Source organism: Ruegeria sp. HKCCE3926, assembly GCF_017872515.1.
Classification (GTDB): Bacteria; Pseudomonadota; Alphaproteobacteria; order Rhodobacterales; family Rhodobacteraceae; genus Ruegeria.
Genome location: NZ_JAEDOU010000002.1, coordinates 209,354 through 235,733 on the forward strand (window position 1 = coordinate 209,354; position 26,380 = coordinate 235,733).

Sequence of the window (26,380 nt, forward strand, 5' to 3'; positions counted from 1 at the left end):
CCGGGTTTCCCGGTTCTTTCATGCCCTTCCTCATGCAGCCTGTCGAAGTTTCTTTATGACAATTTTGACTTCTGGATTGTCTGTCAGATTGTTCAGCAAATCTGACAGGTCGCTTTCTTGAACCAACTTTGCGGCCTTTGCCGGTGAAAACCAGTGACGCGTACGTTCACCTTTTTCCTTCCAGCGTCGCTTCAGCTTTTCGACGACCATCGGATAAAGGGTGACGCGGCAGCGAACGCTGCTTTGCCCCTCGTATCGTTTATCATAGAAAAAATGACCGATTGGCCGTTTCGATATGGTGCCGACGGCGCCAGCTTCTTCTTGCGCTTCGATTTCAGCAGCTTGCCATGGTTTTTTGCCGTCCATTAGCCAGCCCTTCGGGATAACCCACCGGCCGGTGTCCCGCGAAGTGACCATAAGAACGCGCAACTTGCCAGTCTTGTCCCAGCGCATCGGAAGCGCCGCAATCTGATCTGCCGTTTCGCTGTCGCTCATGCCGCCTCTCAATGCCACACGATCAAGAACCAAAAGGAAGCTGTTTTGTTGGCAAGTTGGCCGGTCAACGCTTTGCCTTGGCTCGTATTCTGAATTTTATCAGCCTGTGCATCTTTGCTTTGCGCTTCGAAATACTTGTGTTCGCTAGAATTCTCACAACCTTCCGAGGGTTATGCAACAAAAAATATTGCAATATGACCGAAAGCCCACAAAAGTGGGTTTCGAAACCTAGTCGGGTCGTCGGATGTCCAAAACTAAAACGCGCGGCAAAATGTCTGAAAAGAACCACAGCCGGGTAAAGAAATCCGACCGGCGCCAGCAGATATTGCTGGAGCTGAAGCTGCGCCCGCACGTTCGCATCAACGAACTGGCGCAGCGTTTCAACGTCTCCACCGAGACGGTTCGCAGAGATTTCGATGCTCTGTCGAATGATGGCTTGATAGCGCGGGCACACGGGGGGGCATCGGCCGCCGCGCAAGGGCACTATCCGGGTCTGGATGAACGAACAAACGCACAGGTTGAGGAGCGCGAACGCATAGGTGCCACAGCGGCAGAACTGATCCAGAGCGGTGAAACGGTCATGATCGATTCCGGCTCGACCACAATCGAAATGGCACGTGCACTGGCTTATATTGGCACATCTTGCACCGTAATCACCAATTCCATTCCCGTAGCCATGACCCTTGGCCATGGGGCTGCACAAGTGCTGTTATGCCCGGGGGAATACTTGGCAACTGAGTCTGCAACGATCGGAACCGAGACGCTGGAGTTTCTGTCCCGTTTCAACGTCGACAGGTGCATGATTGGTTCCTCGGGGTTTTCGACCGATGGACCTTCAGAAACAGTGCGCGGCTTTGCGGCAATAAAGAAGGCAATGCTGTCGCGCGCCGATAAACGTCACCTTCTTGTTGATTCCGGGAAATTCGGCCGGAAAGGCCTGTCTCAAGTGGGGGGCCTTGACGACCTGCATTCAATAATCACCGACAAAAAACCAACAGGAGAATTGCATAACGCCATTGAAAGCGCCCGGGTCGACGTTCTCGTCGCCGGGTAGATATGAAATGACTGATTAACGGCGGATAAAAAGCACCGCACTTGACTGGGAGGAAAACATGAAGATCGATATCAAACTATTGCTTGGGGCATCTGCAATCGCGCTCATGTCGATAAGTGGAACGGCGTCGGCGCAGGATTGTCCACGCGGTGACTTGGACGAGCGTTTTTGTGATGCCGACGGGGATTTGATCGCGGATATCCCCACAGATCCCTCCGAGCAGATAGATCCTGACACTTTGATTTTTGCCTATACGCCGGTTGAAGATCCCGCCGTATACAAAACCGCGTGGTCAGATTTTCTTGACCATTTGAAAGCGGAAACTGGCAAGGACGTCGTCTTTTTCCCTGTTCAAAACAACGCGGCCCAGATCGAGGCGATGCGTTCGGGGCGTTTGCACATTGCAGGCTTCAACACCGGTTCCAACCCACTGGCGGTAAACTGCGCCGGGTTCCGCCCCTTCACGATCATGGCTTCGAAGGACGGAAATTTTGGTTACGAGATGGAGATCATCACCTATCCAGGTTCGGGCATCGAAAAGGTCGAAGACATCAAGGGGAAACAACTGGCTTTCACATCGCCTACATCCAACTCGGGATTCAAAGCGCCCTCGGCGATCCTGAAAAGCGATTTTGATCTTCTGCCCGAACGCGATTTCGAACCTGTCTACTCGGGCAAGCACGACAACTCGATCCTGGGTGTCGCCAACAAGGATTACCTGGCGGCATCCATCGCGAATTCGGTAAAATCCCGGATGATCTCGCGCGATGTGATCAAGGAAGATGATGTCGTTACGATCTACAAGTCGCAGACCTTCCCGACCACAGGGTTTGGCACCGTTTACAACCTGACGCCCGAGTTGCAGGAAAAAATCCGCAATGCGTTTTTTAGTTTCGAATGGGAAGGCACGACACTGGAGGCGGAGTTCTCAAAATCGAACGAAGGCCAATTCCTCGAGATGACCTATCAGGAATTCTGGGACGTCATTCGTAAAATTGACGCGGCAAATGGCGTCTCTTACGCCTGCCAGTAACTTTTGGCTCATCCGGCGGGCCTGAAAGGGCCCGCTGTTCACCCTAATCTGGGGCATTTCATGCTGCGTCTTCAAAAGCTGACGAAAACATACAAGACCGGAGATCAGGCGCTGAAGGCCATCGATCTTGAGGTTCCAAAAGGACAGGTTCTGGCGTTGATCGGGCCCTCGGGCGCTGGCAAATCGACCATGATCCGTTGCATCAACCGCTTGGTTGAACCTTCAAGCGGCGGTGTCCTTCTGGATGAGGTTGACCTGACCAAGCTCGGATCGGGCGCGCTTCGGAAAGCGCGCCGCGAAATGGGTATGATCTTTCAGGAATATGCGTTGGTCGAACGCCTCACGGTGATGGAAAACGTATTGTCCGGCAGGCTGGGATACGTGGGATTCTGGCGCAGTTTCCTGCGGCGGTATCCGCAGTCGGATGTGGACGAAGCCTTCCGCTTGCTCGATCGGGTCGGGTTGTTACACATGGCTGACAAGCGGGCAGATGAGCTATCTGGTGGTCAACGCCAAAGGGTGGGCATTTGTCGAGCATTGATTCAAAACCCGAAACTGTTGCTGGTTGATGAGCCAACCGCGTCGCTGGACCCAAAGACCAGCCGTCAAATCATGCGGCTGATCACCGAGTTATGTCAGGAACGCGGATTGGCGGCCATCATCAATATCCATGATGTGGCGCTCGCTCAGATGTTTGTTCCCCGTGTTGTGGGACTCCGATTTGGCGAAATTGTGTATGATGGGCTTCCCACCGGCCTTACCCCTGAGAAGCTGACCGAGATCTATGGGGAAGAGGACTGGGAGGCAACCATCGAAAAAGTGGACGAAGATGAAGATGTCGAGGCCGCAGAATGAGCCATCGAGAATTGGACGACATGCTGGGAAAAGGCTGGCGTAAGCCTGCCTTTGTCAAGAACCCAGTGCTCCGCTGGGCATTGCTCTTTGGATTTCTCGCCTACCTGATCGCAGCCTTTATGACCATCGAAGTCGATTGGGGTCGTGTCTATGAAGGGCTGGATCGCGGTTGGGCGTTTGTGCTTGCATTCACCAGCCCAGACTTTATTTCACGGTGGTCAGATATTTGGAGCGGCCTTCTGGAAAGTATCGTGATGACCGTGGCCGCGTCGGTCGTGGGTATCCTGATATCGATCCCGATCGGGCTGGGGGCTGCCCGTAACATCGCGCCATTGCCAATCTATATGATTTGCCGAGGTATTGTTGCGATAAGCCGGGCATTGCAAGAGATCATCGTTGCCATATTGCTTGTGGCGATCTTCGGCTTTGGCCCGTTGGCCGGATTTCTGACGCTTTCCTTCGCCACCATAGGGTTTCTTTCGAAACTTCTGGCCGAAGATATCGAAGCCATGGACAAGGTTCAGGCCGAGGCGATCAAGGCCTCTGGAGCGCGTTGGCCACAATGGATCAACTATGGAGTTCAGCCGCAAGTAATGCCGCGACTTGTGGGCCTTTCCATGTATCGGATCGACATCAACTTCCGGGAAAGCGCGATCCTCGGGCTTGTGGGGGCTGGTGGAATTGGTGCGACTTTGAACACCGCATTCGACCGCTATGAATACGACACCGCGGCGGCCATTCTCATTCTGATTATCGGCATCGTGATGGCTCTCGAATACCTTTCGGGAATTATTCGAGCGAGGGTTCAATAATGCCGATACTTGAACGCGACGATGCGCAAATCTGGCGTCGCCGGACAACCGGTCAGAGCTTGGTTCGTTGGTTCGGCTGGCTGTTGGGCGTGGCGATCTTTGTTTACTGCTGGCAGCTGATCTCGGAATCGACCACTTGGTTTTTCGTCTGGGACGCGCCCCGCATCGCCAATGATATCTGGACACGGGCAACGCCCCCTAAATGGGAGTACATCACCCAACTGGGCCGCCCGATTTGGGACACGCTAAATATCGCCACATTGGGAACAATCATTGCCCTGTGCATGGCAGTGCCCGTCGCCTTTTTGGCGGCCCGTAACACAACGCCATCGGCCTTGTTCATCCGGCCGATTGCCCTGTTGGTCATTGTCTCGACTCGCTCTATCAACTCGTTGATCTGGGCGCTTCTTCTGATCGCAATTATTGGTCCCGGAGTTTTCGCCGGTGTCATAGCAATCGCCATTCGTTCAATCGGGTTTTGCGCAAAGCTTCTTTACGAAGCGATTGAGGAGATTGATCACACGCAGGTCGAAGCAATCACGGCAACCGGTGCTTCACGCTGGCAGGTCATGGCCTATGGGATCGTACCGCAAATCCTGCCCGCGTTTGCAGGCATTGCCGTTTTTCGATGGGATATCAACATCCGCGAATCCACGGTGCTCGGGCTGGTTGGAGCCGGAGGTATCGGGTTGCAATTGTCGGCTTCGCTCAACGTTCTGGCTTGGCCACAAGTCAGCCTGATCCTGATTGTCATTCTCGTCGCGGTTATGATCAGCGAATGGGTTTCGGCGAAAGTACGAGGGGCCATCATTTGACCGGTTTCTCTATGCAAGAAGCTTTTGACGCCTACGAGGCTGTGCGACATCGCCTGCCGCAAACCAGATCTACCGAATTGAGCTATCGCCAGGCGGACACGCTGGAGGACATAGCTCATGAGTTTGACGTGTTCCTCCTCGATGCTTTCGGGGTTCTCAATATTGGTGATACGGCGATCCCGGATACGCCAGATCGGGTCAGGTCGCTGACAGCCGCCGGCAAACGTGTTCTGGTCGTGTCGAATGCCGCCGGGTTTCCCCACGCAACTCTTATGGAGAAGTACAACAGGCTTGGTTACGATTTTGCACCACAAGACGTGATCACCAGCCGGGCCACGTTGTTGTCTGAACTGAACGGCCAAAGTGATTTGCATTGGGGATTGATGGCGGCCCCCAGTGCCGGCCTTCGCGATCTGGAGGGGCTGAAACTGTCCTACCTGGAGGATGACCCGAAGCCCTACGAAACCGTCGACGGGTTCTTGTTGATCGGGTCAGCGGTTTGGAATGAAGCGCGACAAGCCATGTTGGAGGCCACTTTGCAAGAGCGTCCCCGCCCGGTATTGGTCGGCAACCCTGACATTGTCGCTCCGCGCGAGTACGGTTTTTCCAAGGAACCCGGTCTTTACGCGCACCGGCTGGCAGACCGGACAGGCGTCGCCCCTCAGTTCTTTGGAAAGCCTTTCGCCAATATCTATGATATTGCTTTCCAACGTCTCGGACACATCGACAAGTCCCGGGTTCTGATGGTTGGCGACAGCCTTCACACCGACATACTGGGCGCACGAGAAGCAGGCATAGCTTCCGCACTCATCTCGGGATACGGTTTCTTCGCAGGGCATGATGTTGAAGCAGCGATCATGAAGGCAGGGATAGCACCGAACTTTGTTTTAAACCGGCCTTGATGTCAGGGCGTTCCGCTTAGATACGTTTTCCTGTTAACTCGAACATCCGGTGAATCTGCGTTGCGAACATGCCGCCGAAGTGCATGAAGCGCCGCGTGTGAACGGCGGCTTTGGAAAACCATCCTCAACAACTGAGCTCTGAGCTCATGTCCGGCTTGGGCCGCATTCCGACCTGTGCAAAGCCGGCTTTAAGCGCATGGCCGTCGTCGGCTTAACGGAGCATGTCTGCCTTGAAAGGCTTCCGGTTCGTCAGATTGCAATGTTCCGTAATCGCGATTGGCATGTTTCGGGCTGGATGGAGAGGTCGGGATTATTGATGCGCCCGACTCCCCCGCCCCCACCTTTCACCGTCCCACATGTCAGTGTCGTCAGAAAGCAAAGCTTCATACGCTTTGCGCGACCTTGTTCATGGCGAGTTAGCACCACGGTCAACCATTCAGGCAACCGGCCGCAATAATGCGGTACCTTTTGATCTTGCTGATGTCTGCGCAGAATCTCAGATTTGCGCCCATCGAACCGGTGCGGGACATTCAGTCGGTCTCGCCAAAACCTTTCGGTACCGGCAGATCACGCAGAGTTGCCGCGCGTTTTTGCAAGGCCCGCCCGATGACCACACGGCTGATTTCTGTCGTCCCGTCCACGATCCGCAGCATTTGCGCGAGGCGGGACAAGCGATCCAGGCCGTAGGGTTGCAACAGCCCTGCACCACCCAGGACCTGCGTGCAGGTGTTCGCAGCCTTCACGGCGGCATCTGGCACAAACCGTTTGGCATGAGCGGCCATCAAGGGGCCTTCGGGCGTGCCAAGGGAGTCTGCCGCCTTTCGGTAGAGAAGCTTTGAGGCTTCAAGGTCGGTTGCTACCTCGCCCAGCATCCACTGGATCCCGTCCAGATCAAGGTTCCTGCCGCCAAACATCTTGCGGTTCTTGGAATAGGACAACGCCGTATCCAACGCAGATTGCATCAATCCACAGCATCCTGAGGCAATCGAAACACGGGCAATGTCGATGGCCATGAGCGCGCCTTGAAGACCCTGACCAATGGGTAGGATGATGTTGGTTTCATCGACCACGACCTTGTCCATGTACATTTCGGCCAGGGGCAGGAAGTTGTAGGACGGGGTATCGTAAAGCGGCCCAAAGCTGAGGCCCGGTGCGTCGGCGGGAATGGCGATCATCGCCATGTCCTTGTGGCCGGGTGTGTCGCTGGTCTTGACCACAGTGAAATAGATGTCCGCCTCGGTCGCGAGGCTGACCCATGCCTTCGCGCCGCTGATCGTCCATGTGCCGTCGTCATTGACCACGGCGCGTGAATACATGTTTGTTGCGTCCGATCCGGATTGTGGTTCGGTCAGTGCAAAGTTCGCCAGCTTGCGACCAGATGTCAGGTCCCGCGCCCACTTTTCCTTGAAGGCATCTGTGCCATAACCGCAGCCCGCGAAGGTGCAGATGTTATGCATCGACAGGGCAAAGGCATAGGCACCATCGCCCCGTCCCAGTTGTTCATAGACCTGAATGCCTTGCGCCAGCGGCAAGCCCTGACCGCCAAACTCTTCGGGGGCGTAGAGGCCTGCCAGGCCAGCGGCTCCGGCCTTGTCCGAAGCATCGCGCGGCCACTTCTTCGCGGCGTTCCAGGCATCCACATTGGGCAGGATCACCTGCACGGCGTGGTCGCGTGCGGCTTGGAGTATGGTGTCGAGTTTGTCTGACATTGGCGGATCCTTTCACGACGGTCATTCTCAGATGGCGCCACAACCGGGAAGCCATGGATGAGCGGAATGATGAGTTTTTGAGGGCAAAACTTCCGAAAAGAAGTTTTTCTACAGCAAGATCTAGCGATCCTGCCCGCTGGGGACCATCTCGTGCAATGACAGATCATTGTCCAAAAGTGACAAATCGGGCGCCCTACATTTGCACCCTGCGGTATGAGCTTGGCGTGCTTCCGGTCCAGCGCTGAAAGGCCCGGTGGAAATTGGCCGCCGACGAAAATCCGACATCATGTGCGATGGCTTCAACGCTTTTGCGCCCCGCCTGAAGATCACGGATAGCGATATCACGCCGCAGGGCATCCTTGATGGCCTGAAACGATGTACCATCCGCATGCAGCCTGCGGATCAGGGTGCGGGGGGTCATGTGCATCGCGGATGCCGTCTGGGTCAGGGTTGCCGCGTCCCATCCCGATTGGACCAGATAGGTGCGCACCCGCAGCGATTGGGTGTGCTCTCGCGAACTGGTAAAGATCCAGTCTCGGGGCGCGTTTTGCAAAAATCTGTCAAGGTCATTTGTGCTGAGCGCCTGCACTGGACCCAACGCATTCGGATCGAACGAAATCGCGGTGGCACCTTGGCCGAACCGTAGCGGTGCCGGAAAGATGACCGCGTAATCCTGATCAAAGTCCGGGCGCTCAAACACGAAATCGACAGCCTTGACCGGAACTTCGTGCCCCGCCAGCCAAGACATGAGCCCGTGGGCAAGTTTAAGTATCAGCATGTGCCCGAACCGCTGAACTTGAGCCGCGCCCCGTGGCTTCAGCGTAAGCACCAACATGTTATCGGCGTCATCCAGATCAAACTGGTAGTCATCCAGCAACAAGTTCCAGAAGGTCGAAAAGCGATAAAGTGCCGATGAAAGAGACGTGGCTTCCCGGACTGTCGTCAAAAGATGTTGCAGGGCTCTCGGCCGGATTGGGCGGCTCCAAAGCCCCATCATCTCATCACCGGTCTCAACTGCGGCAAGTTGATAGAGACACACGATTTGATCCAGCGTAACGCGACCATGAGGGTGACGCGTATCCGCGACCAAACCCGACCGGGCGAGAAGCGATGCCATCTGAACCTCGGGACATAGCGTACGCAATGCCGTCAGCCAGTCATCGATAAACTGGCTGGAAACCGTGGAAAGGATCGTTGGCGCGACATTGGTCATGACGTGCAAGGAGGTATCACCAATTCCGGTCGAGATGAAACACGGCGAATGTAGGTTGCGGATTGGCAATGTCTTCACCAATCAACGCTCCGGTTGAGCTTATTTCAGTGGGCTGTCGCCCCTGTTCGCGGCACCGGTCATCGAATACTGCTGTGCGGTGGCGGGCAGAGCTTTTGTTTGCATCGGCAAGCAATCTTGCGGATGTATTGGGCGCTCTTTTGGCTCGGGGCGTTCATTGCCCCAAATCCCGGGCTTTAGACGGCCAAAGTTTAATCAGTCGGGCTTTGATAATGAGCAGCTGAGAAGCCGTCACAGGCACCAATTCCAAAACATCGCAAAAATAAATAGCAATTTTTTTGAATACTTTTACCATGTGGTCAAATTAGGGGGCAGATGAATGTTTGACATCATCATCAGAAAGGCCAGCTTGCCGGATGGCCGCGAACCGGTGGATATTGCGATCAACGGCGACCGTGTTGCAGAAATTGCCGCTGACATCATGGGTGAGGCGCGCGAAGAAATTGATGCAACGGGCCGCCTGGTTTCACCTCCGTTCGTCGACCCGCACTTCCATATGGACGCCACCCTTAGCCTCGGGTCGCCACGTATGAATGTTTCGGGCACGCTTTTGGAGGGCATCGCGCTTTGGGGAGAACTGAAGCCCCTTCTGACGCCCGAAGCGGTGATCGAGCGGGCCATGCGATATTGCGATCTGGCCGTGTCGCAGGGATTGCTGGCCATCCGTTCGCATGTGGATGTTTCGTCAACTCCGTTGGTGGGTGTCGAAGCTTTGCTGGAAGTGCGCAAGCTTGTTGCCCCCTATATTGACCTGCAATTGGTGGCATTCCCGCAAGATGGCCTCTATCGATCAGAACATGCCGAAAAGAACCTGATCCGGGCGCTCGATTTGGGGGTCGATGTGGTGGGCGGTATCCCGCATTTTGAACGCACGATGTCGGAAGGCGCTCGATCGGTCACGAGGCTGGCCGAGATTGCCGCAGATCGCGACCTGATGCTGGACCTGCACTGTGATGAAAGTGACGATCCGATGTCGCGCCATGTGGAAACCCTCGCCTATGAGACCACACGCCTTGGGCTCGGGGGTCGTGTGACTGCAAGCCACGTCACGGCGATGCATTCATACGACAATTACTATGCCTCGAAGCTTGTTCCGCTGATCGCGGAAAGCGGCATGAACGTCGTACCGAACCCGCTTATCAATATCACGCTGCAAGGCCGCTCGGACACTTATCCGCGCCGCCGTGGCCTGACCCGCGTACCAGAATTGCGTGCAGCAGGTGTGAACGTTTCCTTCGGGCAGGATTGCACTATGGATCCATGGTATTCTCTTGGGTCCGCCGACATGCTGGAAGTGGCCCATATGGGCGTGCATGCGGTGCCGATGACATCCCGCGAAGCGATGGAATGGGCTTTCACATCCGTTACCCAGAACGGTGCCAAGACCATGGGTCTGCCTGACCCGACAATTCGCAAAGGCGGCCCAGCCAACATGGTTGTGCTGCAAGCGCGTGACCCGATTGAAGCTGTTCGTATGAAAGCCACACGTCTTGCCGTCATCAAAAACGGCAAGGTGCTGGCGCGTACCGAACCAAGACTGGCCGCGCTTTCCTTGCCCAGCCGCCCCTCGACCCTGGATCCCGCGGATTACGCGCCCAGGCCCAATATTTAGGAAGCCCAAGAACAAGAATAGTTGCCACCAACAGAAGAGGATACTCCGATGAAACTCACCACTACACGTCGTCAACTGATGGTCGGCGCCGCGGCCATGCTGGCCCTGCCGGCTTATATCCGCCGCGCCAATGCACAATCTGCAACCCGCGTCGCTGGCGTGCATATGTCTCCGGTCGAAAATGCATGGAACAGCCGGATCCACGTGGCGATGCAGGAAGCCGCCGAGGCTGGCCTGATCGAATATGAGTTTTCAGAGGGTGTGGCTCCGACCGACTATCCCCGTGCGATGCGCGAATACGCCGAAGGCGGCGCGCAAATCATTTGGGGCGAGTCTTACGCGGTGGAACGCGAAGCACGCGAAGTGGCGGGTGATTACCCCGATACCGCGTTTTTGATGGGGTCCTCCGGCGGACCGGAGGGCGACAATTTTGGCGTCTTCGGCACCCGCAACCACGAGGCGGCCTATCTGGCCGGAATGCTTGCCGGCCAAATGTCAGAAAGCAATGTTTTTGGTTCCGTCGGCGGTTATCCGATCCCCGAGGTGAACCTCCTGATCAATGCTTTCCGGATGGGCGTCAGTGAAGTGAACCCTGACGCCACTTTCCTTAACGGTTTCATCGGAGCATGGTTTGATCCGGCTCGCGCGCAGGAAGCCGCGATTGCCCAGATCGACGCGGGCGCGGACATCCTGTTTGGTGAACGCATTGGCACCGCTGACGCCGCTCAGGCGCGCGGCGTGAAGGCCATCGGTTCACTGATAGATTATACACCGCGCTATCCCGGCACGGTCTTTGCCAACGCGATATGGAACTATGGGCCAACCATCGAAGCCATCGTGGCGGATGTTCAGGCCGGCAATCCCACCGGGCGCAATTATACCGAATATTCCTTCATGGCTCATGGCGGCAATGAGCTGATCTATGTCGCCGACGAAGTGCCTGCCGACGCCGTCCCTGCGATGGAGGCCAAACAGGCCGCGATCCAATCCGGCGAATGGGACGTTCCGATCGACGAAAGCGAGCCCTCCTGATCGCGGCGGCTTTGACGTGACCGATGCCACGGCTCTTGCTGCTGCCGTTTCTGCGGGGCAGATCACTGCCACCGATGCGATGGAAGCAAGCCTTTCCGCCTGCCACGCGCAGGCGGATCTGGGCGCCGTGGTGTTCCTGGACGAAGATATGGCCCGCGCCGGCGCGAGGGCGGCAGATGCAGCGCCATCTGATCGACGGGGGCCCTTTCACGGGGTTCCGTTCCTGGTCAAAGACCTCGGCGGTTCCGCCCAGGGACTGCCCGCTGCTGCCGGGTCTGCGGCAATCCGCGCGCAAGGGCGAAAATCCGAAAGTGACAGCTGCCTGTTGCAGGATTTGCGCCAGACCGGCCTGATCCCTTTTGGCGTCTCGGCAACACCGCCATTCGGCCTTTCCCTGACATGCGAACCAGATGGCATGGCTGCGGCCCGCAACCCGTGGAATCCCGCGTTGACGCCCGGTGGCTCATCTGGCGGCGCCGCGGCTGCGGTTGCAGGCGGCATCGTCGCCATTGCTCATGCCACGGATGCGGCCGGATCTATCAGAGTCCCAGCCGCGTGCTGCGGCTTGACCGGGCTCAAGCCGTCTCGTGGTGCGGTGCCCGGGGGCCCTGATTTCGCCAATCACCTGATGGGGATAGCGTCAGAACTGGTTCTGGCGCGGTCCCTACGCGATGTGGAAACCGCCTTTCAAGCCGTAGCCCAGCCCATGACCCCGGTACATCCGGCGGACCACCCCCGCATTGCATTGGCACTGCCCGAGCGTTGCGGAACTGACCAGTGCAAAGCCGCCAAGGATGCGGCTGACGCTCTGCGCGATGCAGGCTGCGAGGTGCATGACATTTGTACCCCGGACGAGATGGGGGCCGAGGCTCATGCAATTGCCCGAACGATACTGGCTGTTTCGCTGGCCGAGTGGCTCATTGCGCTCAGGATATCTGATGACCAGGTTCCACCGCTTGCCGCCGCCATGGCTGCCGAGGGCCGTGCCACATCCGCCACCGCGCTTTTTGCGACCTCAAGACAGCTTGCGCGCCTGGCATATCGTGCTCGCAAGATTTTCAGTTCTGTGGATGCTGTCCTGATGCCGGTCCTATCGCTTGCGCCGCCTGTTATCGGCACTTTGGACCTTTCTGGCGCCTCCGCGGATGAACACATGGCGCGGTTGGAGGCCTTTGCCCCAAACGCAGCACTTGCCAATGTCGCGGGCTTGCCGGCTTTGGCATTGCCCTTTGGCATGGCAAATGGCCTGCCAATCGGTGTGCAACTGATGGGACCACCCGGCTCGGATCTTGCGTTGCTGAAACTTGGCGCTCTGATCGAGGCGCGTGCGCCCGAACTTACCTTTCCGTCTCCAATCGCAGGCCTGCCCACATGAACAAGGTTCTGGAACTTCACGGCATTACAAAGCGTTTTGGAACGCTTACCGCCAATGATGATGTGACCCTGTCATTGGCCCAGGGTGAAATCCTTGCATTGTTGGGTGAAAATGGCGCGGGTAAGACGACGCTGATGAACATCCTGTTCGGCCATTACGCAGCCGACGAAGGCTCTGTCAGGGTGTTTGGCAAAGCGTTGCCTCCGGGTCTGCCCCGCGCAGCGATCGAGGTGGGTGTGGGCATGGTACACCAGCACTTTACGCTTGCGGGCAACCTCACGGTTCTTGAAAACGTCATGCTTGGTTCAGAACCCCTGACACGCGCACGGTCCGCGCGTGGCGAGGCGCGCGCAAAGTTGTTGCAGATCGCGGATCGGTTTGGTCTGCCCGTGAACCCCGACGACAGGATCAAGTCCCTTTCCGTGGGTGAACGTCAACGCGTCGAAATTCTGAAAGCGCTGTACCGAGACGCGCGCATACTGATCCTGGATGAACCCACGGCCGTTCTGGCCCGGCCCGAAGCAATGCGCCTGTTCGAGACGCTGCGCGACATGACGAAAGAGGGTCTGTCGCTTATTTTCATCAGTCACAAACTGCATGAGGTCATGGCGGCCTCTGACCGTGTGGCCGTTCTTCGTGGCGGTAGGTTGGTCGCGGAACGCAGGACCTCTGAAACCACCCCCGGAGAGTTGGCGGAATTGATGGTTGGCCGCAAAGTGGAACGGCCCGTTCGTCAAGACCACGAGATTGGCGCGCCGGTTCTGGTCGCAAACGATGTGCGCGTGGAAAAAGACGGTGAATTGCGGCTGGATGACGTGTCTTTCACTGTCCACGCTGGCGAGATCCTTGGTATCGTCGGCGTATCAGGCAATGGTCAGGCCTCGCTTGGCGGGCTGTTGTCTGGACTGATCCACCCTGGCGCCGGGAAGTTGACACTGCTGAACAAGGATATCGGCCATCTGGGCCCGCGCGGCATGATCCAGGCTGGCGCAGGCAGGGTACCGGAAGACCGCCATACAGAAGGTGTCGTGGGTGAATTGAGCCTGTGGGAAAATGCAGTTCTTGAACGTCTGCGCACACTAGAGTTTTCGCGCCGAGGCTTTGTCCGACAACGCGCTGCCCGAGAATACACCGCAGGGCTTATCGAACGATTTGATATCCGAGGGGCCAGTCCCGACACGCGCACACGGCTGCTGTCTGGCGGCAACATGCAAAAGCTGATCCTGGGGCGAGTCCTGACCAACGGACCGCGTTTCGTGCTCGCCAACCAGCCGACGCGGGGCCTTGATGAAGGGGCAATTGCCGCAGTTCATGCCGAGCTTCTGGCCGCACGGGCCGAGGGTGCTGCGATCCTGCTAATTTCGGAGGAACTGGAAGAAGCCGTAGCTCTTTCAGACCGGATACAGGCAATCGTAAAGGGTCGATTGTCGAAACCGATATCCGCTGATGAGGCTGACCCGCAACGCCTTGGCCTGATGATGGCAGGTGTCTGGAAGGAAGATGATGATGCGGCTTGAACGACGCACATATGTACCGCTGTACCTTGTGGTCATTGCGCCGCTGGCCGCGATCTTTACCGCGTTGTTATTGGCTGCGGGTCTAATCGCAGCGGCAGGTGTGAACCCGCTGACTGCCTATGGTGAAATGCTGACCGGCGCGCTTGGTTCGCGCCTTTCGATCACCGAGATGCTGACCCGCGCCACGCCGCTGATATTTACCGGGCTTGCCGCGGCCGTCGCCTTTCGGGCGCGTCTTTGGAACATCGGCGGCGAGGGGCAGTTCTTCGTCGGCGCGCTGATTACCGCGTGGATCGGGCATTCTCTCGGGGTTTCCGGATGGATCGGGATTCCGATTTTGATGCTGGCGGGCATGGCGGCGGGTGCGGCCCTGTTGGCGGGCCCCGCTTATTTGCGCCTGCGTTTCGGGGTGGATGAGGTGGTGACGACCCTACTGCTCAACTTCATTGTGATCCTTTTCGTCGGCCTCATGATCGAGGGTCCGATGCGCGATCCGATGGCCTTTGGCTGGCCTTCCTCAGTGCCCGTGAGCGGAGAGTACCGCCTGCCGGATCTTATTCCCCGCACGCGCCTTCATATCGGGTTGCTTTTTGCCATCGCGGCAGCAGGTGTTGTTTGGCTGATCCTGGCCCGCACGGTTTTTGGTGCTGAAACACGCGCCGCAGGCTTGAACGCCAGTGCCGCCGCCTTTGCCGGAATTTCCCTTCCAAAAACGATCATGGGTGTGGCCCTGCTGTCAGGCGCTTTGGCAGGGCTGGCAGGTTCCGTCGAAGTCATGGGTGTTACAGCCGGGGTCACGACAACCATGAGCCCCGGATTCGGCTATGCCGGCATCGTCGTCGCAATGCTGGCCGCTTTGCATCCGGCGGGTGTGGTCGCCGCCGCGGTTTTCGTCGCCACCGTTTTTGTCGGGGCCGATGCCATGAGCCGCGCAACCGGCGTTCCCAGCTTCATTGCCGACGTGATCGTGGCGCTCTGCCTGCTCACCATGATCGTGGCCCTTCTTTTCACAACTTACCGGGTGCGCCGATGAGTGATGCAATTGACCTGCTGCTGAATACCAGCCTCTGGGCGTCCGTGCTGCGCATTGCAACGCCGCTTATTTTCGGAGTCCTCGGCGCGTTGCTCTGTGAACGTTCGGGTGTTCTCAATCTAGGGATCGAGGGGATCATGACCATGGGCGCGATGAGCGGTTGGCTTGCCGTCTACATGGGCGCGCCTTTGCTGGTTGGCCTGATGATAGCGGCACTTTGCGGCGCAATGTTAGGATTGCTGCACGCCATGCTAACGGTCCCGCTTGGATTGTCGCAACATGTCTCGGGGCTTGGCATCACGCTGTTTGCATCCGCGCTGGCCTACTACCTTTACCGGTTGCTTGTCGAAGTGGGCGATCTGCCCCCGACGATAGAACCTTTCCAGCCACTCGATGTTCCGGGTGTTTCCGATATCCCCATTTTGGGTCCGATCCTGTTTTCCCAGGCTCTGCCGACCTACCTCGCTCTGTTTGCGGTGGCTGTGATGGCCTACGCCCTTGCCCGGACACCGCTGGGGCTGGCCATTCGCATGACCGGTGAAAACCCGCACGCGGTTGAGGCGCAGGGGCTGAACCCCATTCGCATTCGCATTGGTGCAGTGGTTGTCGGATCAGCGTTGATGGCAGTGGGTGGCGCGTTCCTGACGACAACGGCGTTCAACAGTTTTTTCCCGGGCATGGTTCAAGGACGCGGGTGGATCTGCATCGCACTGGTTGTGTTCGCAAGTTGGCGGCCTGGCAAGGCGTTGATCGGTGCCGTGCTGTTTGCTTTTTTCGATGCATACCAGTTGCGGCTGCAAACGGCGATTGAAGGCGTGCCATATCAACTCTTCCTGATGGCGCCCTATGTGCTTTCCATCGTCGCGCTCGTTCTTGTGGCCCGCAGGGCCGAGGTGCCTGCCGCGCTGATGGCACCCTATCGGCGCGGTGAACGTTAGGATCAGGGTTCACAACCAGTGGATGACTGGTCGTTGCAAGCGCGAAAGGGGCAGGACATACATGAGACGTCGCTTATGGCGGGTTGCGACATTGGTGCCCGTGCCTTTCGTGTTGGGCGGAATGTTGCGTCAACACCTTGGGCAAGAAGCCATTGATCGCAATGCAGTACGCCAATAACCGCTGGCAATGACGATTAGAAAAGGCGGCTTCTGACGATGAGAAGCCGCCTTTTGTCTTTCGTTCTGACGTAGTTGCCTAGTTGCCTGCCGACTGCAATCTCCGACGGTCAGCGGCGGTTGCATTTCTCTCAACGACAGTCCGGTTGTATGGGTCTTTCAACTCATAACGGCCAAACTCGATCTCTTCTTTCCAGCCATTGGCATAGTTCACTTCGATATTGTTGCCCTGACGTTCAACTTTCGTCGGGCGGCTTCCCGTAGTACCTCCTTGGCCGGACGAGCGCACGTTGTCGATGGAGATACCATCTGCCAATGACCGGAGCCTTGAGACATCGGCGCCTGTCGCCAGCCGTTCTTCCACAGTGCGGTTCTGAGCATTCTTCCTTTCATACCGACCGTTTTCGATTTCTTCCTTGGTTCCATCGGCATAGCGCACTTCGATGCCGTTGGCGTTCGTCTCAACCTTCGTTATGCCGGCAGAGCGCGATGACCCGCCGCCTGACCGGGATTGATCCTTTTTGCCGCTGCCTCGATTTGAACGCTTCGAGTCATCATCGTCGTCATCGTCATCGTCATCGTCGTCGCGACCACCTTTGCCGGATCCGGAATTGTCGTCCCGATCGTCGTCGCGGTCATCGTCCCTGTCGTCGTCGCGATCACCACCGCGACCACTGTTGCCCGACCCCGAGTTGTCGTCCCGTTCGCCGCCGCGATCATCCCCCCGGTCATCATCGCCACCATCTCCATCTTTTCCGCTGCCGCTTTTGGCAAAGGCATAGGCTGGTTCAAGGTGCAGGCGACCTTCCGTGTCAAACTTCGGCACGTAAGGCGTCGCGGCAATCAACGAAGCCAGTGCTGCTGTGCTGAGAAGCTGGCCCAGTTTTCCTTGAAGTTTCATTTTTTCGCCTCCGGTTATGTTCGACCCAACTCATGGTGTCGGTGACAGGTTATCCGGGGCTTTGCTTCCCGACATCGGGCTTAGGTCTGATGAATTGCGGGCCGAACGTCCCCGCCAAAACCACGACTTCGGTCGTAGTCGATTGCACCAAGTGGTTTAAGAAACCTGGTTCGGTTGTGCTCCGTTACCCTTCAGCTCGTCATCGGGTTCGAGATGAATGACAAAAACAGAACCCGGATAAAGACGTTCCAATGCGTGTTCGATTTCATTGCAGATGTCATGGGCTGCGCTGACCGGCATTGCGCCGTCCACAACAAGGTGAAACTCGACGAAGATGACATTCGCGGATCTGCGCCCCTTGAGGTCGTGATATTCCAGCGCAGCGCCCAGATTGTTTTCAATGGTGCTGGAAACAACCTGCAAGTCATGTTCAGAAAGGCTCACATCCATCAGGCCGTCAACGGACGCACGAATGACTTTCCAACCTTCCCACAGGATGTTCAGCGCGACCAGAATTGCAAGGATCGGGTCAAGGACAAGCCAGCCGGTGACAAGTGCAAGTGTGAGCCCCGCGATGACACCAACTGACGTCATGACATCTGTAAAAATGTGCCGCGAGCTTGCCTCCAATGCAGGTGAACCTTCGCGCCTGCCGACTTTAAGCAACAGGTAGGCCCATGCGCCATTCACGCCCGTTGCAATGACATTGACGGCGATTCCAAGAAAAGGCGCATCCTCAAGATGTGGATTGGGAAGGGCCAGCACGGCCTCTCTGATGATCAAGAACGCCGCCAACACAATCAATGCGCCCTCGACGACAGCGGAAAGATACTCGGCTTTCTTGTGGCCAAAAGGGTGGTTTTCATCAGGGGGCTTGTTTGCGACCCGAACCGCAAAATAAGCCAGCAGGGCCGTTGCGACGTTGACGGTGGATTCCATCGCGTCCGACAACAACGCCACCGAACCTGTCAGCCACCAGGCCAACAGCTTCAGGGCCAGTACCGCCAGGGATATCGGAATGGACCAAAGCGCGATCTTTTGTGTCATTTGGCCACGACCCTCAATCAATCCTGAACAGAAACGCGGGCGTGTGCTGCGTTCCGGTGCCCAGAACGTAAAACAGGAGTTTCGCGAAAAGGGAATAGGCCTTGCGGCTTCGTGCTGACGGCTGGCAAGGACATCTGGCATCGGCCGCATGGCGCCAAAGAGGGTTACTCTGACGGCGAGTCTGTCGGTGACGCGGGCACGGCCTTGAGATAGGCCGCAATCGCCAGACGGTCGTCATCCGTAAGGCGGGATGTGTTTTCGATGACTTCGACCATCTCACCACCCGCGCTATCATAATCCGGCGTGAAACCGGATTTCAGATACTCGGCAATATCAGCCTCGGACCAATCCAGTTGGGCAGAAGTCAGCCCGGGGATGCGTCCCTTTCCGCTGGGGTTTGGTGCACCTGTCAGCCAGAGATCGCGTTTCAGGCCCCCTAGCCCGTTACGCGGCGTGTGACATTCTGCGCAATGTCCCAACGCCTCTACCAGGTATCGGCCTTGAATTTGCAGGTCAGTCAGATCGCCTTCCACAACCCAGCCCGGTTTCAAATACAACAGCTTCCACCCGCCCAGCCCGCGTCGAATATTGAAAGGAAAGCCAACCTCGTGCGCTGCGCTTTGGCTTGGAACCGCCGGCAGAGTGCCGAGGAAGGCATGCAGTGAAACAACGTCCTCGGCTGACATGTTGGCGTAGGACGTATAGGGAAATGCGGGGAAATAGTGCTGTCCTTCGGGCCCGGTCCCGTGGAGCAGGGCATTGGCCAGATCCGATGCGGACCACGATCCGATGCCGGCAACCGGATCACTGGATATGTTGGGGGCTATGAACGTGCCGAAATCCGACGCAAACCGACGACCGCCAGCGAGTACCAGCTTTTCCTCACCCGTTGCGTTCGGAGCAGAATGACAGGACGCGCATCCAGCCGCGTAAAACACTGCCTCACCTCGACTGAGATCAGGGACAATCCCGTTCAGTTGTGTCTGGTCAACTGTTTTCGGACGGGTCAGCACCAAACCGACCAGCCCGACCAGTACAGCGATACCTGCGGCGAAAATGAACAAACGCCGCATGGGCAGCGCTCCTTTAGTCTTTCGGTGCCCTGTAAGCCTTATGACATGCCGAGCATGATCCGCCCAGATCACCCATCGCCGCCTTAAGGGCATCGACATCCTGGCCTGCCGCCGCCTGCATCGCAACGGCGGCTTCCGCCATGGCCTGACCTTTTGCGCTTACATCCGGAAAGTTCTCCCAGATGGCTGGCAAGGCCCGGGTGGACGGGTCGGACGCATTGTCGGATCCGGCAGGCCACATCGCAGATTGATCGATCTGCGTCAGAACAACCAGGTTATTTGCGGCCCGTGTTGCTGCCTCGGCATCATATTCAATCTCTCCCTTGGCCATGCCGCCCAACGTGCCAAGATTGAAGGCATAGAGCTGCATGATTGAGGTCCGAGCCTTCACCGCAGGATTTTCGCTTTCATGGGCGATGGCTGATCCAATAACGGCTACCGACAACAAACCTGCCGCAACGGCCGGGATTTTCTTGATCATTGTGCGTCTCCCTGTTCAATGCGTCGAATACTAGCCTGAACATTTTTTCTTGTAATTGTTTGTTATTTGTTGTTCCTTGTTAATTTATGCACAACCAAAACTGGGATGATCTTCGATACGCGCTGGCCGTAAGGAAACACGGATCACTGAATGCGGCTGCCGGGGCGCTTGGTGTCACTCATGCAACGGTGCTGCGCAGAGTCGCCGCGCTTGAAGACCGTTTTGGATGCGTGATCTTTCAAAAACACCCGTCAGGGTACACTGCCCTACCCGAGGCCAGAGCTATTCTTTCGGCGATGGAAAGCGTTGAAGAGGCCGTACTTTCCGTAGAGCGGGCAATTGTGGGGGCAAACCGGTCCCCTGCGGGTCAGGTCCGCATTGCGTCTACGGACAGCCTTTGTCAGTTTGTATTGCCCCAAATTCTGACTGAGATATCGCGGCTTTATCCCGATTTGGAGCTGACTTTGTTAAGCGGCAACAGCCATCATGATCTGTCAAGGTTGACCGCGGACATCGCAGTGCGACCCTCGATCAAACTTGAAGAAGGGCTTGTCAGCGAACGTGCGGGAACATTGTCATTCGGCGTTTTTGACGACGGTTCCCCAAACCGAAAATGGATGAGGCTTGATGGAGCGTTGAGCCGCTCGCTTCCCGCCAAATGGCTGGCCGAACATGTCAGCGCCGATGAAATGACCAACGGGGCAGACAGCTTTTTGGTGCTTCAACAGATGGCAGCATCCGGGGTGGGCAAAACGATCCTGCCCTCGTTTATTGGGAACGCGGATCCTAGGCTTCATCGGTCGTCAGAAATTGATCCCAGAATAGATGTCCCGCTGTGGGTGGCGGCTCTGGACGAGATAGCGCGCACTCCGAGATTTGCCATCGTGCAAAGAGCTTTGGTTGAACGCCTTTCCATTGTTCTGCCGGGGTGACAAATCAAAAATCTCGCCCGTAGGTATGGCTCCTCCGAGGACGGCTTTGGGCCGATGCGCTGATCGTCTGGACGGAGTTTTGAGCGAGCTCCGTGTACTTCCTGCAAGGCCACGCGCGCTTTCTGTCTGCCGCCTGCGCGATTGCGCGACCGAGGGTTCTGACATGATCCGAGTTCCGAATCCGAACGCTGGTGAGTTCAGACCAAGGTCGGTGGCGCGGTCAGGGATAGTCGTTCATAGTTGAACACGAAATGAGACCCGAGATTTCTGATCTGTCAGTTCGCAATTGGTCATTGTCGCGCGTTTTTCTTGCGGCTTGCATTGTCGTTATGGGAACGGCCACCGCGATAGTTGGCGCATGGGTGTCAAATCGGATCGAGAATGCAGTTGTCCAAAATTCTGCCAATTCCGCAGCGCTGTATATGGAGAGCATCGTATCCCCTCTCAGCCAGGAACTTGCATACGGGGATCGTCTTTCCGATCAAGCAAGGCGGGCGCTGGACGAAATATTCATGACCCAGCCGATGCGGGACCGCATTGTGTCTTTCAAGTTTTGGAAACAAGGAGGCGTGATCGCGCACGCGTCGGATCCAACCATCATTGGCAGCCGTTTCGATCCGACTGATGATCTGAGCCGAGCCTGGAGCGGAGAGATTTCGGGTTCTTTCGAAGATCTCGACCATGCCGAAAGCGCCGCAGAAGCAGCACTTGGGATCCCGCTGCTTGAAGTGTACAGCCCGATCCGCGAACTCTGGTCGGGCGATATCATTGCAGTTGCAGAGTTTTACGAGAAAGCCGAACAGCTGGAAGTTGATATGGCCAAAGCCCGCCGGACAAGCTGGCTGGTCGTCGGGTCAGCATTTGCAGCAAGCACAATCGTGCTGTTTTCCATCGTGGCAATCGGTGACAACACCATTCGACGTCAGGGGCGCCTGTTGGAGCGGCGTCTGAAAGAGAGTGAGCAGATGGCAGAGCAGAACGCCAGGCTGCGGTCGCGCGTGGTCGAAGCGTCGGAACGATATGCCACGCAAACAGACCGGTTTCTGAAGAAGCTTGGTTCCGAGCTTCACGACGGTCCCGCTCAATATCTGTCCCTCGCGGCCCTCAGGTTGGAGGCGGCGTTCTCGGACAGGCCTGAAAAGCCTGCTGAGGCCGAGGAGATTCAACAGTCTTTGCAGAAGTCCCTGGCCGAAATTCGCGCGTTGTCGCGGGGGTTGTCCGCTCCGGACATCGACAATCTGGCGCTGATTGATGTGGTGAAAAGAGCGATAGAAGATCACTCGGAACACAGCCCGTTACGGCCGGATGTTTCACTTCAGGGAAGCCAGACGATCGAGTTGTCCGTGTCCGACAAGCTGTGTGTTTTCCGGTTCCTTCAGGAAACGCTTTCCAACGCCGCAAGGTATGCTCCGAATTCTCGATGCACGGTCATTTGCGAGGCGCATAACGATCGGGTCGTCATTCATGTCAACGATGACGGGCCCGGATTTGACCCCTCGGACGGAAAAGTACTGCGTGACGATGGAGGCCAGGGGCTCTTGGGTTTGCGAGATCGGGTTGAGAGTATCGGCGGCAGGTTCGAAGTCAGGTCAAGCCCTGGCAAAGGCACCTCTGTCACAATGACACTATTTCCCAGAAAGATGAGCACGTCATGACAACATCTGTCGTAATAGCGGATGATCACCCGATTTTCAGGGACGGATTGCACCGGACATTGGACGAAGCCGATGGGTTCGAAGTTCTCGCTGCCGGCTCGAGCGCGGATGAGGCAATTTCACTTGTCGGCATTCATCAACCTGACATCGCCATCCTCGATCTTTCGATGCCCGGAGGCGGCATAAATGCGACGCGAAAAATCGCGGCCATGGCAAATCCGCCATTCATCGCGATATTGACGGTCTCGGAAAACAACAGTGACGTTGCGGATGCTTTGGAAGCAGGGGCAATCGGCTACATCGTCAAAGGTGTGACGGCTAGCGAATTGACGGCCTCGCTGCGCAGCATCGCCGCAGGTGAAGGATTCGTGTCACCCGGGTTGGCCTCGCGCGTGCTGCTTCAGATCAACAGAGAGGCAGAAGCTTCCAAAGACAGTGATGTTCTGGATGATCTCACACATCGCGAGGAAGAAATACTTCGACGTGTGGCGAAGGGGATGAGCAATCGGGAGATCGCAGATCAACTGGATCTTCAGGAAAAAACCGTAAAGCACTACATGACGGCAATCCTCTCCAAGCTCCACGCCCGAAACCGGGTCGAGGCCGCGCTGATCGCGCACGATGCTTGGGGCAAGACCGACTAAACCATGGGTCAAACGTGATTGCATGCTCAATGCTGGCCCTATCGCTTCGAAAAGCGTGTGCACCCGGGATCTGAGATTTCAGTTTCGTGCCGGCAAATCTAGTTGGTGGCAAGCTTTGTTGCACATGCTCGCCCTTGCGCTGTACCACCTCAAAGCGCATGCCCAAAGTGATCTGTCGGTCAGGGCCCTGGCGACCCTGGCCGCGACCGGATGGCGTGGTTCAGCGGATCTTTTGGCCTAACTCTCAGGCCTGTGCCGGAATCCATGCAAATAGGGGTCGGATTTGAGACGCTTGGCCGCAAAATCGACAAAAGCGCGCACTTTTGCAGACACGGTGCGGCCCTCTTGATGCACAAGATGGATGGGGACCTCGGGTGGTTCATACGAATTCAGAACGGTCCTGAGCCGCCCGTCCGCAACGTAGGGTGCAACCTGATAGGATAAAAGCCGCCCGATGCCATGCCCTTGCAGCGCCAGCTCGATCACCGCGTCATTGGTGTTCATGCTGATGCGCGGGTTCACGCGCTTTGTCACGACCGTTTCGCTTTTTTGAAAATGCCATTGGGCCGAGGCGTGCAGGGCGGTTGAGTTTATGATCGCGTGATTGGCCAGGTCGTCGGGTGTGTCTGGTTCGCCGCGCGCATCAAGATATGCCGGAGCGGCAAACACGACCTGCCTCACCGCGCCACATCTCACCGCCATCAGGCTTGAATCTGCAAGGTTTCCAATCCTGATCCCGACGTCGAGGCCTTCATCCACCAGATTGACCACGCGGTCCACATAGAGAGTGCGCGCAGAGAGCTTTGGATGCAGTTCCAGAAATTCACCCAGAATCGGAGTGACGAACATGCGGCCGAACAACACCGATGCGGTCACGCTGAGTTCCCCGGTCGGTTCGGCATAGGATCCGACGGCGGCACGCTCTGCCTCCTCGAGATCCATCAGAATGCGTCTGGCATCTTCAAAGAACCTTCGCCCGCTGTCCGTCAGCATGACTGATCGCGTGGTGCGCACAAAAAGACGAAGCCCCAGGCTGTCCTCCAGCATGGAGACCAGTCGGGTTACCGTTGGTGGCGACATATTGAGGTGGCGCGCTGCGGCCGCGAAGCCTTTCAGCTCGGCCACCTTCACAAAAACGCTCAGAGCCTGAAATCTATCCAAACAACTATTCCATATTTTGGAATAATATATTGCCAATTAGGGATATTCTGCAACACCAAGGCTTGGACTAGCTTCACCTCAACCCCAGGGCTCTGCCCGGCTGAGATGGAGAATTCGATGTCACGTCCTTTTGCAGAAATCACTTTTACGCCTTCCGTACGTGCAACACAGGCCAAGAACAAATCGGCTGAAGGTTATGCAAAGTTTCTGGCCGGCGCTGTTCAGGAAGACCTCATCAGCCCGGTCGAGGCGAGCTTCATCGCACAAAGGGACGGCTTCTATCAGGCGACCGTCTCTGAAACCGGCTGGCCTTATGTTCAATTCCGCGGCGGACCGGCAGGCTTTCTGAAAGTGCTGGATCAACGGACGCTGGCCTACGCAGATTTTCGCGGCAACCGGCAATATCTGAGCGCAGGTAACCTGCTGAACAACGACCGCATTTCTTTAATCCTGATGGACTATCCCAACCGGAGACGCCTCAAGATCTGGGGCCGGGCGAAACTTGTTGATGGCGCGGATGATCCGGCCCTGACGCAACGTTTGAGTGACCCGAATTACAGGGGCCACCCGGAGCGGGCCATTGTGATCAAGCTTGAAGCGATGGACTGGAACTGCCCGCAGCACATCCCCCAACGCCTGACCCTGGAAGAGTTTGAAGAGCATATGGCGCCGCTTCGCGATGAACTGGCGGAACTGAAAGCTCAAAACGCAGAGCACAAAGAAAAGCCCGGCCAGAAACGCTGACCGATGCTGAACCCCGCGCGTTCAGACGCGCCCCCAAAACCCCAAGAAAGGAAATACCCATGTCGCGCAATCTGAAATCCATCCTGAGCGCAAGTCTTCTCGCGCTTACCATCGCGGTGCCATTAACTCCGGCCCCTGCAATCGCAAGCGAGACCGGCATTGAAGCCACCCAAGCGGTCAATTTCCACGCAGAAAAAATCGGCGAGGTGAATATCGCCTATCGTGAGGCCGGAGACCCGAGCAGGCCAACCGTTCTGTTGCTTCATGGGTTTCCGACCTCGTCACATATGTTCCGCAACCTTATCCCCGAACTGGCCAAGAACTATCACGTGATCGCGCCCGATTTCCCCGGATTTGGGGCCTCGGACATGCCGCAAGCCGAAGACTTCGAGTATTCCTTTGCGAATATCGCCGAAATCATGACGTCTCTGCTGGATCGGAAGGGTGTCGATCAATACGCGGTCTATCTGATGGACTATGGTGCCCCGGTTGGATTCCGGATGTTTGCCGAACAGCCCGAACGGGTCACTGGCTTCGTCATTCAGAACGGCAATGCGTATGAGGAAGGGCTGCGCGAATTCTGGGACCCGATCAAAGCCTATTGGGCCGACCCCTCGAAAGAGAATGGCGACCAGCTTCGAGGGTTTCTTACTCTGGATGCGACCAAGTGGCAGTTCACCCACGGTGTACAGAGGCTGGAACTGATCAGCCCGGATAACTATTGGCACGTCCAATACCTGCTTGATCGCGAAGGTAATCAGGAGGTGCAACTTGAACTTTTCCTGGACTACGGCACCAACGTTGCCGAGTACCCGAAATGGCAGGCGTTGTTTCGTGAGCATCAACCACCTGCGCTGCTGATGTGGGGTAAGAATGATCACATCTTTCCGGCCGAAGGCGCCCTGCCCTATCAACGCGACCTGAAGGATCTTGAGTTTCATCTGCTTGATACCGGACACTTCGCGCTGGAAGAATATGGGCCTGAAATTGCGGAACAGATGACTGCATTCCTGAACCGCATCACCGCCGCCGGCAACTGATGCGCAACTGGCCGCGCCTCGATCAAGGGCGCGGCCTCATGTTTGGAGACGA

At 56.9% G+C, this 26,380-nt stretch carries 25 protein-coding genes; 17 read left to right on the plus strand and 8 right to left on the minus strand.

Annotated features, from left to right (window positions below):
* Window positions 1–30 precede the first annotated feature (30 nt).
* The gene (locus tag I9184_RS09160) at window positions 31–495 is read right to left on the minus strand and encodes an NUDIX hydrolase (protein ID WP_171120775.1); all 465 of its coding nucleotides are present in this window, start codon (window positions 493–495) and stop codon (window positions 31–33) included.
* Window positions 496–739: 244 nt separating this feature from the next.
* On the opposite strand from I9184_RS09160, the gene I9184_RS09165 reads away from it, so the two are divergent.
* From I9184_RS09165 to I9184_RS09190, 6 genes are read left to right on the plus strand one after another with little or no spacing between them, the layout of a single operon-like run.
* Window positions 740–1,549: a DeoR/GlpR family DNA-binding transcription regulator gene (locus I9184_RS09165; protein ID WP_209833946.1), complete on the plus strand. Its 810-nt coding sequence runs from the start codon at window positions 740–742 to the stop codon at window positions 1,547–1,549.
* A gap of 58 nt (window positions 1,550–1,607) precedes the next feature.
* The gene (gene phnD, locus I9184_RS09170) at window positions 1,608–2,582 is read left to right on the plus strand and encodes a phosphate/phosphite/phosphonate ABC transporter substrate-binding protein (RefSeq protein ID WP_171636055.1); all 975 of its coding nucleotides are present in this window, start codon (window positions 1,608–1,610) and stop codon (window positions 2,580–2,582) included.
* A gap of 60 nt (window positions 2,583–2,642) precedes the next feature.
* A complete protein-coding gene (phnC, locus tag I9184_RS09175) occupies window positions 2,643–3,437 on the plus strand; it encodes a phosphonate ABC transporter ATP-binding protein (protein ID WP_170651922.1) in 795 nt (264 codons plus the stop codon).
* Window positions 3,434–4,249, plus strand: coding sequence for a phosphonate ABC transporter, permease protein PhnE (gene phnE / locus I9184_RS09180; RefSeq protein WP_209833948.1), 816 nt, complete (start codon window positions 3,434–3,436; stop codon window positions 4,247–4,249). The genes phnC and phnE (I9184_RS09180) overlap by 4 nt, the downstream gene beginning before the upstream one ends.
* Window positions 4,249–5,064: a phosphonate ABC transporter, permease protein PhnE gene (gene phnE / locus I9184_RS09185; RefSeq protein WP_171120783.1), complete on the plus strand. Its 816-nt coding sequence runs from the start codon at window positions 4,249–4,251 to the stop codon at window positions 5,062–5,064. Before phnE (I9184_RS09180) ends, phnE (I9184_RS09185) begins: the two co-directional genes overlap by 1 nt.
* Window positions 5,061–5,966, plus strand: coding sequence for an HAD-IA family hydrolase (locus I9184_RS09190; RefSeq protein WP_245218057.1), 906 nt, complete (start codon window positions 5,061–5,063; stop codon window positions 5,964–5,966). Before phnE (I9184_RS09185) ends, I9184_RS09190 begins: the two co-directional genes overlap by 4 nt.
* Before the next feature lie 530 nt (window positions 5,967–6,496).
* On the opposite strand, the gene I9184_RS09195 is transcribed toward I9184_RS09190, so the two are convergent.
* Both I9184_RS09195 and I9184_RS09200 read right to left on the minus strand, forming a co-directional pair.
* A complete protein-coding gene (locus I9184_RS09195) occupies window positions 6,497–7,675 on the minus strand; it encodes an acyl-CoA dehydrogenase family protein (RefSeq protein ID WP_209833952.1) in 1,179 nt (392 codons plus the stop codon).
* 193 nt (window positions 7,676–7,868) lie between these two features.
* Complete coding sequence (locus tag I9184_RS09200) at window positions 7,869–8,888, minus strand: AraC family transcriptional regulator (RefSeq protein WP_209834094.1); 1,020 nt, start codon at window positions 8,886–8,888, stop codon at window positions 7,869–7,871.
* A 397-nt stretch (window positions 8,889–9,285) separates the two neighbouring features.
* Between I9184_RS09200 and I9184_RS09205 the strand changes: the two genes are divergently transcribed.
* Genes I9184_RS09205 through I9184_RS09230 form a run of 6 tightly spaced genes read left to right on the plus strand, consistent with a single transcriptional unit; the run spans window position 9,286 to window position 16,473 of the window.
* Window positions 9,286–10,578, plus strand: coding sequence for an amidohydrolase family protein (locus tag I9184_RS09205; RefSeq protein ID WP_209833954.1), 1,293 nt, complete (start codon window positions 9,286–9,288; stop codon window positions 10,576–10,578).
* A gap of 48 nt (window positions 10,579–10,626) precedes the next feature.
* Window positions 10,627–11,610, plus strand: coding sequence for a BMP family protein (locus I9184_RS09210; protein WP_209833956.1), 984 nt, complete (start codon window positions 10,627–10,629; stop codon window positions 11,608–11,610).
* A 16-nt stretch (window positions 11,611–11,626) separates the two neighbouring features.
* Entirely contained in the window at window positions 11,627–12,985 is a 1,359-nt protein-coding gene (locus I9184_RS09215) for an amidase (RefSeq protein ID WP_209833958.1), read from the plus strand.
* Complete coding sequence (locus I9184_RS09220; RefSeq protein WP_209833960.1) at window positions 12,982–14,502, plus strand: ABC transporter ATP-binding protein; 1,521 nt, start codon at window positions 12,982–12,984, stop codon at window positions 14,500–14,502. The genes I9184_RS09215 and I9184_RS09220 overlap by 4 nt, the downstream gene beginning before the upstream one ends.
* Window positions 14,492–15,535, plus strand: coding sequence for an ABC transporter permease (locus tag I9184_RS09225; protein ID WP_171636039.1), 1,044 nt, complete (start codon window positions 14,492–14,494; stop codon window positions 15,533–15,535). The genes I9184_RS09220 and I9184_RS09225 overlap by 11 nt, the downstream gene beginning before the upstream one ends.
* Window positions 15,532–16,473 (plus strand): ABC transporter permease, encoded by a 942-nt coding sequence (locus tag I9184_RS09230; RefSeq protein ID WP_171636037.1) that lies wholly within the window; start codon window positions 15,532–15,534, stop codon window positions 16,471–16,473. The genes I9184_RS09225 and I9184_RS09230 overlap by 4 nt, the downstream gene beginning before the upstream one ends.
* A 256-nt stretch (window positions 16,474–16,729) precedes the next feature.
* Here the strand turns inward: I9184_RS09230 and I9184_RS20890 are convergent, their stop codons facing one another.
* From I9184_RS20890 to I9184_RS09250, 4 genes are all read right to left on the minus strand, one after another.
* On the minus strand, window positions 16,730–17,551 hold the full coding sequence (locus I9184_RS20890) for a hypothetical protein (RefSeq protein WP_245218058.1): 822 nt from the start codon (window positions 17,549–17,551) through the stop codon (window positions 16,730–16,732).
* A gap of 156 nt (window positions 17,552–17,707) precedes the next feature.
* The gene (locus I9184_RS09240; protein ID WP_245218059.1) at window positions 17,708–18,598 is read right to left on the minus strand and encodes a cation diffusion facilitator family transporter; all 891 of its coding nucleotides are present in this window, start codon (window positions 18,596–18,598) and stop codon (window positions 17,708–17,710) included.
* A 164-nt stretch (window positions 18,599–18,762) separates the two neighbouring features.
* Window positions 18,763–19,671 (minus strand): cytochrome c, encoded by a 909-nt coding sequence (locus I9184_RS09245; RefSeq protein WP_209833962.1) that lies wholly within the window; start codon window positions 19,669–19,671, stop codon window positions 18,763–18,765.
* Window positions 19,672–19,684: 13 nt separating this feature from the next.
* The gene (locus tag I9184_RS09250) at window positions 19,685–20,152 is read right to left on the minus strand and encodes a cytochrome c (RefSeq protein WP_171636035.1); all 468 of its coding nucleotides are present in this window, start codon (window positions 20,150–20,152) and stop codon (window positions 19,685–19,687) included.
* An 86-nt stretch (window positions 20,153–20,238) separates the two neighbouring features.
* On the opposite strand from I9184_RS09250, the gene I9184_RS09255 reads away from it, so the two are divergent.
* The 3 genes from I9184_RS09255 to I9184_RS09265 all read left to right on the plus strand — a co-directional run bounded on the left by I9184_RS09255 (window position 20,239) and on the right by I9184_RS09265 (window position 23,383).
* The gene (locus tag I9184_RS09255; RefSeq protein WP_171723745.1) at window positions 20,239–21,084 is read left to right on the plus strand and encodes a LysR family transcriptional regulator; all 846 of its coding nucleotides are present in this window, start codon (window positions 20,239–20,241) and stop codon (window positions 21,082–21,084) included.
* 512 nt (window positions 21,085–21,596) lie between these two features.
* The gene (locus tag I9184_RS09260) at window positions 21,597–22,739 is read left to right on the plus strand and encodes a sensor histidine kinase (RefSeq protein WP_209833964.1); all 1,143 of its coding nucleotides are present in this window, start codon (window positions 21,597–21,599) and stop codon (window positions 22,737–22,739) included.
* On the plus strand, window positions 22,736–23,383 hold the full coding sequence (locus I9184_RS09265) for a response regulator transcription factor (protein ID WP_171169648.1): 648 nt from the start codon (window positions 22,736–22,738) through the stop codon (window positions 23,381–23,383). The genes I9184_RS09260 and I9184_RS09265 overlap by 4 nt, the downstream gene beginning before the upstream one ends.
* A 237-nt stretch (window positions 23,384–23,620) precedes the next feature.
* Here the strand turns inward: I9184_RS09265 and I9184_RS09270 are convergent, their stop codons facing one another.
* Window positions 23,621–24,544, minus strand: a complete 924-nt coding sequence (locus I9184_RS09270) for a LysR family transcriptional regulator (RefSeq protein ID WP_209833966.1) — start codon at window positions 24,542–24,544, stop codon at window positions 23,621–23,623.
* A 117-nt stretch (window positions 24,545–24,661) separates the two neighbouring features.
* On the opposite strand from I9184_RS09270, the gene I9184_RS09275 reads away from it, so the two are divergent.
* Together I9184_RS09275 and I9184_RS09280 are read left to right on the plus strand one after the other, a co-directional pair.
* Entirely contained in the window at window positions 24,662–25,288 is a 627-nt protein-coding gene (locus I9184_RS09275) for a pyridoxamine 5'-phosphate oxidase family protein (RefSeq protein WP_209833968.1), read from the plus strand.
* 59 nt (window positions 25,289–25,347) lie between these two features.
* The gene (locus I9184_RS09280; protein WP_209833970.1) at window positions 25,348–26,328 is read left to right on the plus strand and encodes an alpha/beta hydrolase; all 981 of its coding nucleotides are present in this window, start codon (window positions 25,348–25,350) and stop codon (window positions 26,326–26,328) included.
* Window positions 26,329–26,380 lie beyond the last annotated feature (52 nt).